This is a genomic window from Microbacterium pygmaeum (assembly GCF_900100885.1).
Classification (GTDB): domain Bacteria; phylum Actinomycetota; class Actinomycetes; order Actinomycetales; family Microbacteriaceae; genus Microbacterium; species Microbacterium pygmaeum.
This window is the reverse complement of the sequence record NZ_LT629692.1, coordinates 3,076,596-3,090,615: the sequence shown is the minus strand read 5'-3', so window position 1 is coordinate 3,090,615 and position 14,020 is coordinate 3,076,596. Positions and strand designations below refer to the sequence as shown.

Annotated in this window: 14 protein-coding genes; 7 read left to right on the top strand and 7 right to left on the bottom strand. The window is 70.9% G+C overall.

Annotated features, from left to right (window positions below; genetic code table 11):
- Positions 1–27: 27 nt before the first annotated feature.
- Positions 28–1,017 (bottom strand): asparaginase, encoded by a 990-nt coding sequence (locus BLT19_RS14870; protein ID WP_091491813.1) that lies wholly within the window; start codon positions 1,015–1,017, stop codon positions 28–30.
- 60 nt (positions 1,018–1,077) lie between these two features.
- Between BLT19_RS14870 and BLT19_RS14865 the strand changes: the two genes are divergently transcribed.
- Positions 1,078–1,566 carry an OsmC family protein gene (locus tag BLT19_RS14865; RefSeq protein WP_091491810.1) on the top strand — a complete coding sequence of 163 codons (489 nt, stop codon included), beginning with the start codon at positions 1,078–1,080 and terminating at the stop codon, positions 1,564–1,566.
- Here the strand turns inward: BLT19_RS14865 and BLT19_RS14860 are convergent.
- Positions 1,535–2,320, bottom strand: coding sequence for a lysophospholipid acyltransferase family protein (locus BLT19_RS14860; protein ID WP_231917676.1), 786 nt, complete (start codon positions 2,318–2,320; stop codon positions 1,535–1,537). The two genes, BLT19_RS14865 and BLT19_RS14860, sit on opposite strands and share 32 nt — an antisense overlap.
- 131 nt (positions 2,321–2,451) lie before the next feature.
- Between BLT19_RS14860 and BLT19_RS14855 the strand changes: the two genes are divergently transcribed.
- Complete coding sequence (locus BLT19_RS14855) at positions 2,452–3,402, top strand: FKBP-type peptidyl-prolyl cis-trans isomerase (RefSeq protein ID WP_091491805.1); 951 nt, start codon at positions 2,452–2,454, stop codon at positions 3,400–3,402.
- Positions 3,403–3,450: 48 nt separating this feature from the next.
- Positions 3,451–4,533, top strand: a complete 1,083-nt coding sequence (dxr, locus tag BLT19_RS14850) for a 1-deoxy-D-xylulose-5-phosphate reductoisomerase (protein ID WP_091491803.1) — start codon at positions 3,451–3,453, stop codon at positions 4,531–4,533.
- Between the two features lie 31 nt (positions 4,534–4,564).
- Here dxr and BLT19_RS14845 read toward each other — a convergent pair whose 3' ends face one another.
- The 3 genes from BLT19_RS14845 to BLT19_RS14835 all read right to left on the bottom strand — a co-directional run bounded on the left by BLT19_RS14845 (position 4,565) and on the right by BLT19_RS14835 (position 7,713).
- The gene (locus BLT19_RS14845) at positions 4,565–6,181 is read right to left on the bottom strand and encodes a Mur ligase family protein (RefSeq protein ID WP_172825642.1); all 1,617 of its coding nucleotides are present in this window, start codon (positions 6,179–6,181) and stop codon (positions 4,565–4,567) included.
- 95 nt (positions 6,182–6,276) lie between these two features.
- The gene (locus BLT19_RS14840) at positions 6,277–7,014 is read right to left on the bottom strand and encodes a DUF1775 domain-containing protein (protein WP_091491801.1); all 738 of its coding nucleotides are present in this window, start codon (positions 7,012–7,014) and stop codon (positions 6,277–6,279) included.
- Between the two features lie 105 nt (positions 7,015–7,119).
- Complete coding sequence (locus BLT19_RS14835; protein WP_091491798.1) at positions 7,120–7,713, bottom strand: hypothetical protein; 594 nt, start codon at positions 7,711–7,713, stop codon at positions 7,120–7,122.
- Between the two features lie 77 nt (positions 7,714–7,790).
- On the opposite strand from BLT19_RS14835, the gene BLT19_RS14830 reads away from it, so the two are divergent.
- Positions 7,791–8,321, top strand: a complete 531-nt coding sequence (locus BLT19_RS14830; protein ID WP_091491796.1) for an SAP domain-containing protein — start codon at positions 7,791–7,793, stop codon at positions 8,319–8,321.
- Between the two features lie 11 nt (positions 8,322–8,332).
- Here the strand turns inward: BLT19_RS14830 and arfB are convergent, their stop codons facing one another.
- Positions 8,333–8,770 (bottom strand): alternative ribosome rescue aminoacyl-tRNA hydrolase ArfB, encoded by a 438-nt coding sequence (gene arfB, locus BLT19_RS14825; protein ID WP_091491793.1) that lies wholly within the window; start codon positions 8,768–8,770, stop codon positions 8,333–8,335.
- Between the two features lie 100 nt (positions 8,771–8,870).
- Here arfB and BLT19_RS14820 point away from each other — a divergent pair, with 100 nt between their 5' ends.
- The 3 genes from BLT19_RS14820 (at position 8,871) to BLT19_RS14810 (ending at position 11,933) form a co-directional block, all read left to right on the top strand.
- Positions 8,871–10,217 carry a M50 family metallopeptidase gene (locus BLT19_RS14820; protein WP_091491791.1) on the top strand — a complete coding sequence of 449 codons (1,347 nt, stop codon included), beginning with the start codon at positions 8,871–8,873 and terminating at the stop codon, positions 10,215–10,217.
- A gap of 88 nt (positions 10,218–10,305) precedes the next feature.
- Positions 10,306–10,674: a YciI family protein gene (locus BLT19_RS14815; protein ID WP_091491788.1), complete on the top strand. Its 369-nt coding sequence runs from the start codon at positions 10,306–10,308 to the stop codon at positions 10,672–10,674.
- On the top strand, positions 10,671–11,933 hold the full coding sequence (locus BLT19_RS14810; RefSeq protein WP_091491785.1) for an RNA polymerase sigma factor: 1,263 nt from the start codon (positions 10,671–10,673) through the stop codon (positions 11,931–11,933). The genes BLT19_RS14815 and BLT19_RS14810 overlap by 4 nt, the downstream gene beginning before the upstream one ends.
- 30 nt (positions 11,934–11,963) lie before the next feature.
- On the opposite strand, the gene BLT19_RS14805 is transcribed toward BLT19_RS14810, so the two are convergent.
- Positions 11,964–13,883 carry an anthranilate synthase family protein gene (locus tag BLT19_RS14805; protein ID WP_091491782.1) on the bottom strand — a complete coding sequence of 640 codons (1,920 nt, stop codon included), beginning with the start codon at positions 13,881–13,883 and terminating at the stop codon, positions 11,964–11,966.
- Between the last annotated feature and the right edge of the window lie 137 nt (positions 13,884–14,020).

Below are 14,020 nucleotides of genomic sequence, written 5' to 3'. Positions count from 1 at the left end.
ATCCTTTCCGCTCCTTGTGGGAGCTGCTTAGAAGGCGGGGCGGATCGCCCCGACCACCTGCCCGCCGCCGGATATCGACAGCGGAAGCTTCGAGACCGCGTCGGCCACGTCGGCAGAAGCCAGCGCGTTCGCGCGTTCGAGCAGGCGCAGCGCGACGACAGTGGCCGCGCGTCCGCTCCCGTCGAGCATCTTGAGCGCGACCGTCGTTCCATCCGGGGCGACCATCACCATGACGCCTTCGGCGCCGCCTTTCGCGAAGACGCCGAGTCGCTCGATCACGACAGTGTCGGGCCTGCCGGGGCCGTCAATGGTCCACGGGTGCTCGCGCACCGCGCGCACCAGTGTCCCGGCCGAGCGGTGCAACGCGAAGGGGGACCGCTCCGACGCGGTGCCGACCCGATGGATCGCCTTGGCGAGGCCGGCCAGACTCATCGCGTAGACGGGGGCGCCGCACCCGTCCACCGCAGTGTCGGTGAATCGCTCGCCGACCAGTCGCTCGGCCACTTCGCGGATGTGCAGCTGCAGCGGATGCTGCGGGTCGAGGTAGCCGGCCGGATCCCAGGCGTTGGTGACGCACGTGAGGAGCATCGCGGCGTGCTTTCCGGAGCAGTTCATCCGGATGCGGGCGGGCTGTGCGCCGTCGCGGACCATCTCGTCGCGGGTCGGCTGGTCGCCCGCCCATGCGGCCGGGCATCCGAGCGCGTCTTCGCCGACACCCGCGGTGCCGAGGATGTCGCGAACGACCGCGACGTGGCGATCCGTGCCCGAGTGGCTCGCGGTGGCCAGCGCGAGCCGTTCGCCATCGAGCGGGGCGCCCGCCGAAAGGCAGGCGAGCGCCTGCAGCGGCTTCAGGCTCGATCGCGGCAGGATCGGCGATCCGGTGTCGCCGAGCGTCGCCGTGATGATGCCGTCCGGGGCGAGGACGATTGCCGCGCCGGCGTGCCGTGACTCCACGAACCCGCTTCGCTCGACGACGGCCAGCTCCACGGCATCGGCGACGGGGAAGGTCTGCGGCACCTCGACAGCCTACCGCCGGAGGACCGCCGGGCCGTCGGCCGTGCGTGCCAGACTGGGCGGATGATCGGCGAGCACACCTACCGGCTGCACGCCTCCTGGACCGGGGACCGCGGCACCGGGACGAGCGGCTACCGTGATTACGACCGGGCGGTCACGATCCGGATCGACGGCAAACCCGACCTTCACGCATCGTCCGACAAGCCGTTCCGAGGCGATCCGACGCGCTGGAACCCCGAGGATCTCCTCCTGGCCGCGCTCAGCGAATGCCACCTGCTGTCGTATCTGCATGCCTGCGTGCAGGCGGGCGTGGTGGTGACCTCCTACGACGACGACGCGACGGGGGTGATGGTCGAAGACGGGCGGGGCGGCGGAGCCTTCCGCGAGGTCGTGCTGCACCCGGTGGTGACCGTGGCCGAGACCTCGATGCTCGAGGCAGCAGCCGCAGCCCACGCGCAGGCCCACGAGTGGTGCTTCATCGCGAACTCGGTCAACTTCCCGGTGCGCCACGAGCCGACGATCAGCGTCGCTCGTGCGGCAGCACCTGCCTGATCCGTTCGATCGGCGTCGCGGCGGGGACCTCGTTGTACGTGCCGGCCAGCTCCTGACCGGACAGCGCGTGAATCGCCGCCATGATGTCGTCGGTGGCGAGCCGCCGTGCTCGGCCGGACTCGGCCGGGCCGTGCGCTGACACGTCCAGCGGTTCGCCGAACTTCACGGTGACGCGGTGCTTCATCGACGGCATCCGCGCTCCCACCGGCATCACTTCGGCCGTGCCCAGGAGTCCGACCGGAACGACCGGCGCCCCGGTCTGCAGGGCGAGGAATGCCGCACCGGTCCGGCCCTTGTACAGCCGGCCGTCCAGCGACCTCGTGCCTTCGGGATACAGCGCGACCGCACTGCCCTCGTCCAGGAGCCGGCGCTGCTGATCGAGGGCATCCAGCGCAGCCTGTCCAGCTCCGCGCTGGACGGGAATGGCGCCGATCGCCGTGAAGAACTCGCGGGACATCCAGCCGGAGAACCCCTCGCCGTCGAAGTAGCTCGACTTCGCGAGGAAATGCACCGGCCGGGGGGCGGCTACCGGGATGGCGATGGAGTCGATGAACGACAGGTGGTTGCTCGCGAAGATCACCGGGCCGGTGGTGGGCACGTGCGCGCGTCCCTCGATGTGCGGGCGGTAGATCATCCGCGCCAGTGGCGTGATCACGAAACGCCCGAGGGCATAGGTCGCGCCCATCCGGCGGACCTCGGGTTCGCCGGGGATGACCTCGTCCGCCGGCGTGTCGGGTCGCTCCTCGGATGTCACCCGTCGAGGGTACTCCCGAATCCATGCGCCTCCCGGCATGCCCCGGATCCACCGCTGTGCACGTTCTCAGCCGGAACAAAGGCTGCGTGCGAGAAGATGGAGGGTCCCGTCCGTTGACTTTGAGGTTTCCCGTGCGCATTCGCCCGATCGCCGTCCTGTCCGCCGCTGCCGTGTCGGCGGTCCTTCTCGCGGGCTGCTCCGGCGGCGCCGCCCCGGACGCCTCTCCGACCTCGACCACTCCCGTCGTCGACCTGTGCAGCGCGGCAGCCCCGAGCGGAGCCGCCTCGGACGCGGTCACGGTCGAAGGGGAGTTCGGCACGGAGTCCACCGCGACCTTCACCACGCCGCTGGAGATTCCCGAACTGCAGACGACCGTCATCACCGAGGGCAGCGGGGATCCGGTCGAGGCCGGCCAGCTGGTCACCTACGCGCTGACCGCGTTCAGCGCCGACACCGGCGAGAAGCTCGGGTCGCTCGGCTACGGTGACAACCCCGTGCTGCCGGCCCAGATCTCGCCCGACAACCCCATCGGACAGGTGCTCGGCTGCGCGACACCCGGCACCCGCGTCGTGGCGACCTTCCCGCCGAGCGATCCGAACGCCGGCGAGGTGTACATCTTCGATCTCATCGACGTCGTGCCCGACGCCGCCTGGGGCGAGCCGCAGGAGCCGGTGGACGGCATGCCGGCCGTGACCCTCGCCGACGACGGCGCCCCGACCATCGAGCTGCCGGGCGGCGACGCGCCGACCGCGGTCCAGCTGGAGACCCTGAAGAAGGGCGACGGCCCGACGGTCGCCGCCGGCGACACCGTGCTCGTCCAGTACACGGGCGTGAAGTGGTCCGACGGCAGTGTCTTCGACTCCAGCTGGGAGAAGGGCACGCCCGCGTCGTTCCAGACCACCGGCGTCGTCGACGGTTTCCGTCAGGCGCTGGAGGGCCAGACCGTCGGCTCGCAGGTCGTCGTGGTGATCCCCCCCGAGTTCGGGTACGGCGAGGGTGAGATCAACGACGCCGATCTGAAGGGCGAGACCCTCGTCTTCGTCGTGGACATCCTCGGCGTCCAGCACGCAGCCGTTCAGTAGCCCGCACGCGCATCCTCCACGCGCCGCACCCGCCGCTAGGCTGACGGGATGCGGCGCGTGGTGATTCTGGGCTCGACCGGTTCGATCGGCACGCAGGCGCTGGAGGTCATCCGCGCCAACCCCCGCCGGTTCGACGTCGTCGGTCTCGCCGCTGGGACCGACCGCGCGACGCTCGCCGAGCAGGCCGCGGCGTTCCAGGTCGAGCACACCGCGCTCGGTGCCATCGAGGCCGAACACCTCGTCCGCGATGTCGAGGCCGACGTCGTCCTGAACGGCATCACCGGATCCGTCGGTCTCGGGCCGACGCTTGCCGCCCTGGAGTGCGGACGAACCCTCGCGCTCGCCAACAAGGAATCGCTCATCGTCGGAGGCGACCTCGTCACCGCGATCGCACGGCCCGGTCAGATCGTGCCGGTCGACTCCGAGCATTCGGCCATCGCCCAGGCGCTGCGCGCGGGTGAGCGCACCGAGGTGCGGCGGCTGGTGCTCACCGCGTCCGGCGGGCCGTTCCGGGGGCGCTCCCGTGCATCGCTGGCCGAGGTCACCCCAGCCGAGGCGCTGGCTCACCCGACGTGGGACATGGGCCGTGTCGTCACCACCAACTCCGCGACCCTGGTCAACAAGGGCCTCGAAGTCATCGAGGCACACCTCCTGTTCGACGTGGCCTACGCCGACATCGACGTCGTCGTGCACCCGCAGTCGGTCGTGCACTCCATGGTCGAGTTCGTCGACGGGTCGACGATCGCACAGGCATCACCGCCCGACATGCGCCTGCCCATCTCGCTCGGACTGGACTGGCCGAACCGGGTGGGAGGCGTGGGCACGCCTCTCGATTGGACGGTTGCGGCATCCTGGACCTTCGAACCACTCGATGACGACGCCTTCCCCGCAATGCGATTGGCCAAGCGCGTCGGTCGCGCCGGAGGCACCTACCCGGCGGTGTTCAACGCCGCCAACGAGCAGGCTGTGGACGCCTTCCACGACGGACGCCTGCCCTTCACCGGGATCGTCGACCTGATCGAGCGCGTCGTCGACGCGCACGAGCCGCCGCAGGCGCTGACGCGCGAGTCGCTGGCCGAGACGGAAGGCTGGGCTCGGGATGCTGCGGACCGCGCGATCGCGCAGGTCTGATGTGCGGCGGCGTTCGGGCCGATAGGCCGGATTAGTCCGGATAGGGCACTGGCCAGTGCGGCTCGGGCACGGGCCAGCCGGCGTCACGGAGCGCGCGCCGGGCCAGTTCGCGCGCGGAGTACGGCGTGCGTACGCCACGGATGTCGCGATAGTCCTGATGACCCGGCCCCGCCCAGAGGATCGCGTCGCCGTCTCCGACAAGCGCGACCGCCTCCACGATCGCCCGTTCCGGCGGCGAGTACTCGTGGATCTCCGCGTCCGGACGTGCTCTGCGGGCTCCCTCGATGAGCGTGGCGCGGATGGAGGCGATGTCCTCGAAACGAGGATGATGATCGGTGACGACCAGGATGTCGCTGCCCTCGACGGCGGTGCGGCCCATGTCGTGTCGCTTCGTCGCGTCGCGGTCGCCGTCGGCGCCGAACAGCATCAGCACCCGGCCCGGTGTCACACGGCGGATCGCAGCGAGCGTCTTCTCGAATGCATCGGGGGAGTGACCGAAATCTACGTACACGGCGGGGCCACGGTCGCCGGAGACCAGCTGTGTCCGGCCGGGCAGGTAGGCATCGATGCGGCCGCCGTCCAGCGCGGCGACCAGTGCGTCCCACGCGTATCCGCCCTCGAGGATCATCACGATCGCAAGGCCGGCGTTCGCCGCCATGTGACGCCCGATCACCGGAACCACCGTCGTGAGCGATCGTCCGTCGCGCGCGATGAGGCGGAATTCGGTGCCTCCAGGCCGCTCGTCGAGGATCTCCACGATCCAGTCCGCCTGGCCCGCACTCGCCGGATCCGCCGCGATGGCGGGCGTTCCGATGGTCACGGAGGGCACTTCGCAGCGCTGCACGACCTCCGGGGCGAAGGACGAGTCGAGGCAGATGACCGCACGGCGCGCCCGGTCGGGTCTGAACAGCGGCAGCTTCGCCTCGAAGTACTCGCGCATGTCGGCGTAGTCGTCGAGGTGGTCGTGGGAGAGGTTCGTGAAGCCGGCGACATCGAACACGATGCCGTCCACGCGCCGCCGGCTGAGCGCCTGCGCGCTCACCTCCACAGCAACGGCCTCGACGCCCCGTTCCCGCATGAGTGCGAGCAGCGCGTGCATCTCGTACGCCTCGGGCGTGGTGAGGCGCGACACGATGGTGTGCCCCGCGATGTGGCGCTCCGCAGTCGAGGACAGACCGGTGACCGCGCCGAGCTGACCGAGGATCCCTTCCAGCAGGTGGGAGACGCTGGTCTTGCCGTTCGTGCCGGTGGTGCCGAACAGGATCGGCAGGGAATCGTCGCGGCCGGTGCTGTAGACCCACGCCGAGAGCTCGCCGAGGATGCCGCGCGGGTCATCGACGACGAGCACCGGCAGTCCGGTCGATTCGGCGACATCGGCGCCGGCGGCATCGGTGACCACCGCGACCGCACCTTTCTCCGCCGCGGTCGCGGCGAATTCCGCGCCGTGCCGGTTCACGCCCTGGACGGCGACGAACACGTCGCCCGGGAGCAGATCGGCTGTGGCCAGCGTGATCCCGGTGAGCTCGGTTCCGGTCAGCTGTCCGCGGGTCTCCCGCGCGAACCGCGCCGCGAGCGCCTCCAGTGAGTGCGCCGGCGGTGAGTCCGGTCGCAGCACGGGGGGCAGGTTGGGTGAGGGGTCGATCGCCATGGCGCATCCATCTTCTCATCCGGTCCCGGCGGCGCCGCGTACGCGGCCCGACCGCGCGGATGGTGCGTCGACACCATCCGCGCGATCGGCTCGGGTCAGTTCCGGGGGAGCATCCGGGACCGTGTGCGGCGCAGCGCGATGATCGCGACAGCGAGCGCGGCGACGCCGAGCGCGAGCCCGGCCGCGCCCAGGACGATCGGGGTCGGATCGGCGGCGGATGCGTCGACGGTCGCCGCCTGGCCGGCGGTGTCATCCGCGGACTCGTCGTGAGCGGCCGGCGCCCCGCCGCGATGGTCCCCCATCGTCGAGGCGGCGACGAGGACGGTCGGCGCAGGGGCATCCAGATCGTGCGGATCCTCACCCTCCTCGGCGATCTGCGTCCATTCCGTCTTCCCGTCCACGCACGTCTGGACGACCGGGAACGCGACCGTGTCGCCTGCGACGTCCTCGCTGAAGTTCACCTGGATGGTGACGGTCGCCCGCAGGCCGGATTCGACGGGAGCGTCGGCGGTGAAGACGATCTGATCAGGGATCCCCTCATTGCCTCCCAGGCGTTGGATCGACCACCCGGGCTCGATCTGCGGCGCGATCGAGGCGACGCCGTCGGGCACGTCGATGGTGAGCGAGCTCGTCGGCGACTGTTCACAGCCGTGGCTGAAGGCGAACGTGAGGACCGCGGAGTCGCCCGCGGACGCCTCGTCGGGGCTGACGGTCACATGGGCGGAGGCGGCCAGGGGCGCGGCCAGCACGAGGCCGGCGGCCAGGGCGAGGCCGGCGCTGACGGTGCCGGTGCGCCTCGCGCGGCGGGCAGGGGTTGTTTCAGTGGTGGTCATGTCTCATCTCTCGTTCGGCCGGCGCGCTGCGGACGCAGCGCGCGACGGCATACGCACCGGCGATGGCCGGGTGCGCGCAGAAGCGCCGGCGCGGATGCGCGGGCGCTAGGAGGTCGCGAGAGAGACGGGTGGTCCGCGCCGGAGGATGACTTCGGACAGCCGCGTCAGCGGCACGCGAACCGGAACGGATGCCGCGGGCCGAGGCATCCCCATGCCTTCGGGCGGCACGATCTCGCGCGTGCGCGCCGCGAGGACGTCGACGACGAGACGCAGCAGCGTCCGCGCGGCGCGCTCGCCGCGATGGAGGATCACGATCGATACGATCGCGGCGATCACGTGGGCCAGGAGCATGAGCGGGCCCACGGTCGCGCCCATCGACGGGGCCGCCGACGACAGAGCCGACTGCGTATGGTCGTGCGCCATCGATGTGACCGAGCCGGTCGGCGACATGCCGGCCACGACGCTGAACGCGGCGTGGAAGGCGATCTGGCTCAGCGCCACCGCGATGGCCAATCGCCAGCGGGCGAGTCTGGTTCCGACGATCGCGGTGGCCATGGGAGCAGCGAGCAGGACGACGGCGGCGATGACAGGGAACGACGGGGCGGTTCCGCCGCCGAGGGTGTGGGAGACGGCGGCAAGAAACGTCGCGACAGCCGCTGCGGTGACGCCGCGGACGGCGCGCAGCGATCGAGCGGTCACGGGTCCTCCGGGTCGGGCGCGGGCAGTCCGTCCAGCCTATCCGCCGCCGTGTCCGAGGGCTGTGGGAGTGTTGCGACGTGGGGGAGCAGGAGACGAGACCGCGACCGACGGAGGTCGCCGATGAGCGCACGCTGCGCCGCTGGTACTGGCTGAAGTCTGAGCTCACGACGATGGCCCGTGCGGCGGGATTGCCCACCGGCGGCGGCAAGATCGAGCTGCGAGAGCGGATCGCGGCGCACCTGGCCGGGCGCGGACGTCAGCCGGTGCAGCGGATCGCCCGGAAGGACGCGCTGCCTGCCCACCTCGCCGGCAGCACCCTCCTCGAGCCGGGTCAGCGGTGCACGCAGTCCCTGCGACTCTGGCTGCGGGGTCGGATCGGTCCGTCGTTCCGATTCGATGCGACGATGCGCGATGCCGTCGCCGCGGGCGGGATCACGCTGGATCAGCTGGCGGGGCTGTGGGGTGAGCCGCGGCGCTCGGACGCCGAGCCGGCCGAGCAGTTCGAGCTCAATCGCTTCTCGCGGCGCTGGCACGCCGACCACCCGGGTGGCGCGCACGTCGACATGCTCCGCGCCTGGAGGGCGCATCGGGCGCTGCCGCGCGACTGAGCGGCACGCGATCAGTCGGTCGGCGGCCGGCGCAGCTGCTTGAGGTCGGTACGGCGACGCTTTGCTTCGAGCCGTCGCTTCTTCGCGCCGCGGCTCGGCGCGGTCGGTCGCCGGACAGGAGCCGGCGGTCTGAGCGCGTCGGCCACGATGGCGGCAAGACGCGCTCGCGCCGCGTCGCGGTTGCGCAGCTGAGAGCGATGCTCGGATGCTGCGATCACGATGACGCCGTCCACGAGGCGCCCGCGCAGACGATCGAGGAGACGCTCGCGCTGCGACGGGGAGAGGATGTTCGAGCCCGCGGCATCCCACAGCAGTTCCACTCGGGAGTCGGCGGTGTTGACCCCCTGGCCGCCCGGACCGGACGATCGTGAGAACCGCCAGGACAGCTCCGCCTCGGGGATGATGATCCCCGGCGCGACCCGGAGACCCGGGCGGTGCGGAGCGGCCATGTGCCCCATTCTGCTCTTCCCGCTCTCGGCAGTGCGTTCCCGGCGTGCTGCCCCCAGCACTCCGGGCTGATTCAAAGCACGGCGGGGGTAGCGTGTGCGTGTGAGCGTTCTCGCATTCGTCATCGGCGTCGTCCTGCTGGTCGTAGGACTCGCCGTCTCGATCGCGCTCCACGAGCTCGGGCACCTCGTCCCCGCCAAGAAGTTCGGCGTCCGTGTCGGCCAGTACATGATCGGCTTCGGGCCGACGATCTGGTCGCGTCGCATCGGCTCGACCGAATACGGCTTCAAGGCGATCCCGCTCGGCGGCTACATCTCGATGGCGGGGATGTACCCGCCGTCACCGAAGGACACCGCGCGTGCCGTGCCCGGGCGGCAGCGCGCCGGGCGGGCCGGCGGCGGCTTCTTCGCCACGATGGTGCAGGATGCGCGTGCCGCCAACGACGAGACGCTGCTGACCGACGAGGACGAGCACGTCTTCTACAAGCTCCCGGTCTTCAAGCGCGTCGTGATCATGCTCGGCGGACCGGTGATGAATCTGCTGTTCGCGATCGTGCTGTTCGCGATCCTGCTCTCCGGCATCGGCGTGCAGACGGCGACCACCACCGTCTCCAGCGTCAGCGAGTGCATCATCCCGGCGGATGCAGGGCGCACCGAGTGCGGCGCCGACGACCCGGTCGCCCCGGCCGCAGCCGCGGGCATGCAGCCGGGCGATGTCGTCGTCGCGGTGAACGGTCGGCCCGTCGAGACGTTCGCCGAGGTGTTCGAGGTCATCCAGAACTCACCCGCCCAGCAGATCAGCCTCGTCGTGGAACGCGACGGCTCGCCGCGAACACTGACCATGACGCCCATCGCGGTTCCCCGCGCGGTCACCGATGATGCCGGGCGCGTGGTCACCGACGCCAACGGCGCGCCAGTGACCGAGCAGGTCGGAATCGTCGGGATGCGTCAGGAGGTCGAGTATCTCCGGCAGCCGATCTGGGCCGGTCCCGCCGCGGCGATCGAGAATGTCGGCGCGGTGAGTGGGATCATCTGGCAGCTCCCGGTCAAGGTCTACGAGACCGGCGTCAGCCTGTTCACCGGCGGCGAGCGCGACCCGAACGGACCGCTCAGCGTCGTGGGCGCGGGCCGCCTGTCCGGCGAGGTCGCAGCATCCGATGCCCCCATCCTCAATCGCGTCGCGGGCTTCCTCGGACTGCTCGCCTCCCTCAATGTCGCCCTGTTCGTGTTCAACCTCGTCCCGCTGCTGCCGCTGGACGGCGGTCACATCGTGGTCGCGCTGTGGGACGGCATCAAGCGGACCTGGGCGAAGGTCTTCCGCCGCCCGCCTCCGAAGCCTGTCGATGCGACGAAGCTGGTGCCCGTGACGTTCGTGGTGGTGATCGCGCTCATCGGAATGGGCGCGATCCTGATCCTCGCCGACATCTTCAATCCGCTGACGATCCTCTGAATCCGAGGAATTCCCGCCGGTCGTGTCGAAAACGGGCTTGTCCGTTCGCTGCAGGGATGAAACGGTTCCCCTGACGAAAGGACTCGCCGTGAAGTACGTCATCATGTTCGCCAGTACGCCAGAGCTGGATTCCGCCGTGCCGCCCGAACGCGCGGAGGAGGTCTACCGCCAGGTCTACGTCTGGTTCGAGGAGCACGGCGACAAGTTCGCCGACTCGGGCGCTGAACTGCAGCCGGTCACCACGGCCACCACCGTCAAGAACGCCGGCGCCGCGCCGGTCGTCGTCGACGGCCCGTTCTCCGAGGCGAAGGAGGTCATCGGCGGCTTCAGCGTCCTGGATGTCGCCGACCTCGATGAGGCCATCGCGGTGGTGAAGACGTGGCCGATGCTGCAGCTGCCCGGCAACTCGGTCGAGATCCGGCCGATGGTCGTGGACTACAGCCAGTTCGAGGCGTGAACGAGGCGGATGCCGCGGCCGAGCCGCACCGGGAAGCCGGCCGGTCGCCGGCCGCGGCATCCGATCTGCTCCTCAGCCGCGTCGTGCGTGAGGAGTACGCGCGCATCGTCGCCGCGCTCACCGCGTGGATCGGCGACCTCGACATCGCCGAAGACGCGGTCGCCGGTGCGGTGGAGGAGGCGCTGCGCACCTGGCGGGTGCGCGGTCTTCCGCCGAATCCCGGTGCCTGGCTCACCGTGGCCGCCCGCCACGATGCTCTGGACCGACTGCGGCGGGAAGCACGCTTCCGCTCGAAGCTGGCGCTCCTGGCCGAGCCTGCGACGATCCAGCCTCCCGACGAGCCGTCGGAGCCGGACGAGCGGATCGCCATGCTCTTCGGCTGCTGCCACCCGGCGCTCTCACCCGAGGCGCAGCTCGCGCTGACGCTCCGTGTGATCTGCGGTCTGACGACGGCGCAGATCGCGCGCGCGACGCTGAGCACCGACGCGGCCGTTGCCCAGCGGATCGTCCGTGCCAAGCGCAAGGTCGGCGCAGCCGGCATCCCGATCCGCATCCCCGAGCCCGCCGAGCGCGCTCCGCGCCTGGACATCGTGCTGACCGTGGTCTCGGTCATGTACACCGAGGCGCAGCTGCCCATCGGAGGAGGTGCCGCCGCCGACCGCGACCTCGCAGACGACGCGCTCTGGCTCGCCCGAGTGCTGGCGCGCGCCCTGCCGCGCGAGGCGGAGGCGCAGGGAATGCTCGCGCTCCTCCTGCTGCACCGAGCTCGGGAGACCGCTCGGGCGGTCGGCGGCGAACTCGTGCTGCTGGCCGATCAGGACCGCCGGAAGTGGGACGCCGCCCTCGTCGCTGAGGGCAGGGCAGCGCTCGATGCCGCGGCGGCGCTGCGCAGGCCAGGGCGCTGGCAGCTGCAGGCGGCGATCGCCGCCTGCCATGCGGATGCCGCGAGACCGGACGACACCGATTGGCTGCAGGTGCTGACCCTGTACGACCTGCTGCTGACCTACGACCGCTCGCCCATCGTGCGACTGAACCGGGCGGTCGCGCTCGCCGAGATCGAAGGTCCTGGCGCTGCGCTCACCGAGGTCGACGCGCTGGCAGCGGAGCTGTCCGCCTATCACCTCTTCCACGCGGTGCGCGGACACCTGCTCGGCAGGCTCGGACGGGAGGGGGAAGCGATGGATGCCGCCACGCGCGCGCGGGAGCTGACCGCGAACGACGCCGAGCGTCGACTCCTCGCGGCTCGTGAGCGCCGCTGAGTCGTCGCGCCGGCCGAGTGGGCCGCCGTCTCAGGCGTCGACCGGAGCCAATGCGAGCCAGACCAGCCGCTCGAGCGTCGTCATCCCGTCGCGCGACAGGATCGATTCCAGGTGCCCCTGCACCGACGCGAACCCGGGCCCTCGCAGAGCGTAGACGTCGCCCGAGAGCTGGTCGGCGGCGACCTCAGCCTCGCCGACCGCGGTCGTGCCCGGCTCGACCCGCGCGGTGAAGGTGTTGTAGAAGCCGATGGATGCCGGCGTGCCGAAGACGTCCACGGTCTTCTGAAGTCCCTGATGGGGTGCATCCAGCGGTGCCAGGGCGATCCCGAACGAGTCGGCGAGGATCTGGTGGCTCAGGCACACTGCCAGCAGCGGCCGGCCGGTGGCTCGCCGACGCGCGACGACATCGCGCATCCGACGGAGCCTCGCGCTGCCCGGCTCCCGCGGATCGCCCGGTCCGGGCCCGGAGACGACGAGGTCGGCCTCGACGAGCTGGTCGTCGGTCACGGCGCTCCAGTGCACGATCTGCGCGTCCAGCCCGAGGTGGCGCAGCTGGTGGGCGAGCATCGTTGTGAAGCGATCCTCCGCATCGACGACGATCGCGGAGCGACCGGCGAAGGGCCCCTCTCCGGCGGTGGCCTGCGGGTTGAGCCAGAATGCGGCGAGCCGGGCGTTGCGGGAGGAGAGCAGAGCCGCGATGTCGGGATCGTCTCCGAGCGAGACCGGGATCGCCGGGGCGTCCGGGTCCGGTGCGGGAGCGTCGCGGGGGATGGCGCCGATCGCCCCGAGTACGCCCGCCGCCTTGCCGTGCGTCTCGTTGACCTCGCCCATCGGGTCGGAGTGACGCACCAGGGTGGCCCCGACCGGCACCCGCAGCGTGCCGTCGACCAGATACGCGGTGCGGATCAGGATCGGTGCGTCCAGATCGTGCGTCACGCCGTCGGCCGATGTCGTCTCAGCACCGGCCTGAGACCGCGGCGTGAACAGCGCGGCGACACCGGAGTAGTAGCCGCGCGGAGCCTGCTCGTGCCGGGCGATCACCGTGCAGGCGTTCTGCATCGGCGATCCGGTGACGGTCGGTGCGAACATCGTCTCGCGGAGGATGTCGCGCGGGTCGAGTCTGCTGCGACCGCGCAGCACGTATTCGGTGTGCGTGAGGCGCGACATCTCCTTCAGGTGCGGGCCGGTGATGCGTCCGCCGTCCGAGCAGACGGCGCTCATCATCTTCAGCTCCTCGTCGACGACCATGAACAGCTCTTCGGTCTCCTTGGTCGACCGCAGGAACTCGGTGAGGGTCTGCGCGGTGGCGCCACCGGCGGGATGGCGGAAGGTGCCCGAGATCGGGTTCATCGTCACGACGCCGTCGCAGGCGCTCACGTGGGCCTCCGGGCTCGCGCCCACGGCGATGTGTCCCGGGGTGACGACGGCGAACGTCCAGTAGGCGCCGCGCTCGTGCTCGAGGAGTGCCCGGAACCAGGTCAGCGCCGCGGTGACCCCTGGCGCCTCGACGGTGGCGGTGAAGTCGCGGCGGATCACGAAGTTCGCTCCCTCGCCACGCCCGATCTCGTCGGCGATGACGCGGCGCACGATGTCGGCGTAGTCCTCGTCGGCGATGTCGAAACCGGCGTCCTGCAGCGGCACCGGGCTCGCCGGGAGCGCGGCGAGCACCTCGGCGCGCGGGAGCGCGATGTGATCGGTCACCACCAGGCAGCGCAGGGGAGCGCCGTCGTCGTGGCACACGAAACCGCGCTCGCGCACCTGCCGGTACGGGACGAGGGCGAGAACCTCGCGGGGGGCGCCCGAGGCATCCGTCAGCGGAATGTCCGCGAGGAGGTCGACGTCCACGACCTCACCCGTGAGCAGCTCGACGGTGCTGGGGTCGCGGGCGATCAGCGCGAACGGCACGTCGCCGTCCAGCACGGCGCCGAGGGGTGAGGATGACGGGGTCATCGCCGGCCTTTCATCGGGTCAGGCGGTCGCTCAATGCAGAAAGACCGCCCTCGGGCGGTCTTTCGAGTTTCAGGGAACGCGAACACACCGCCTCAACGGGCGGGCCACCAGCTGCGGTTCGCGTGCATGCCGTGACG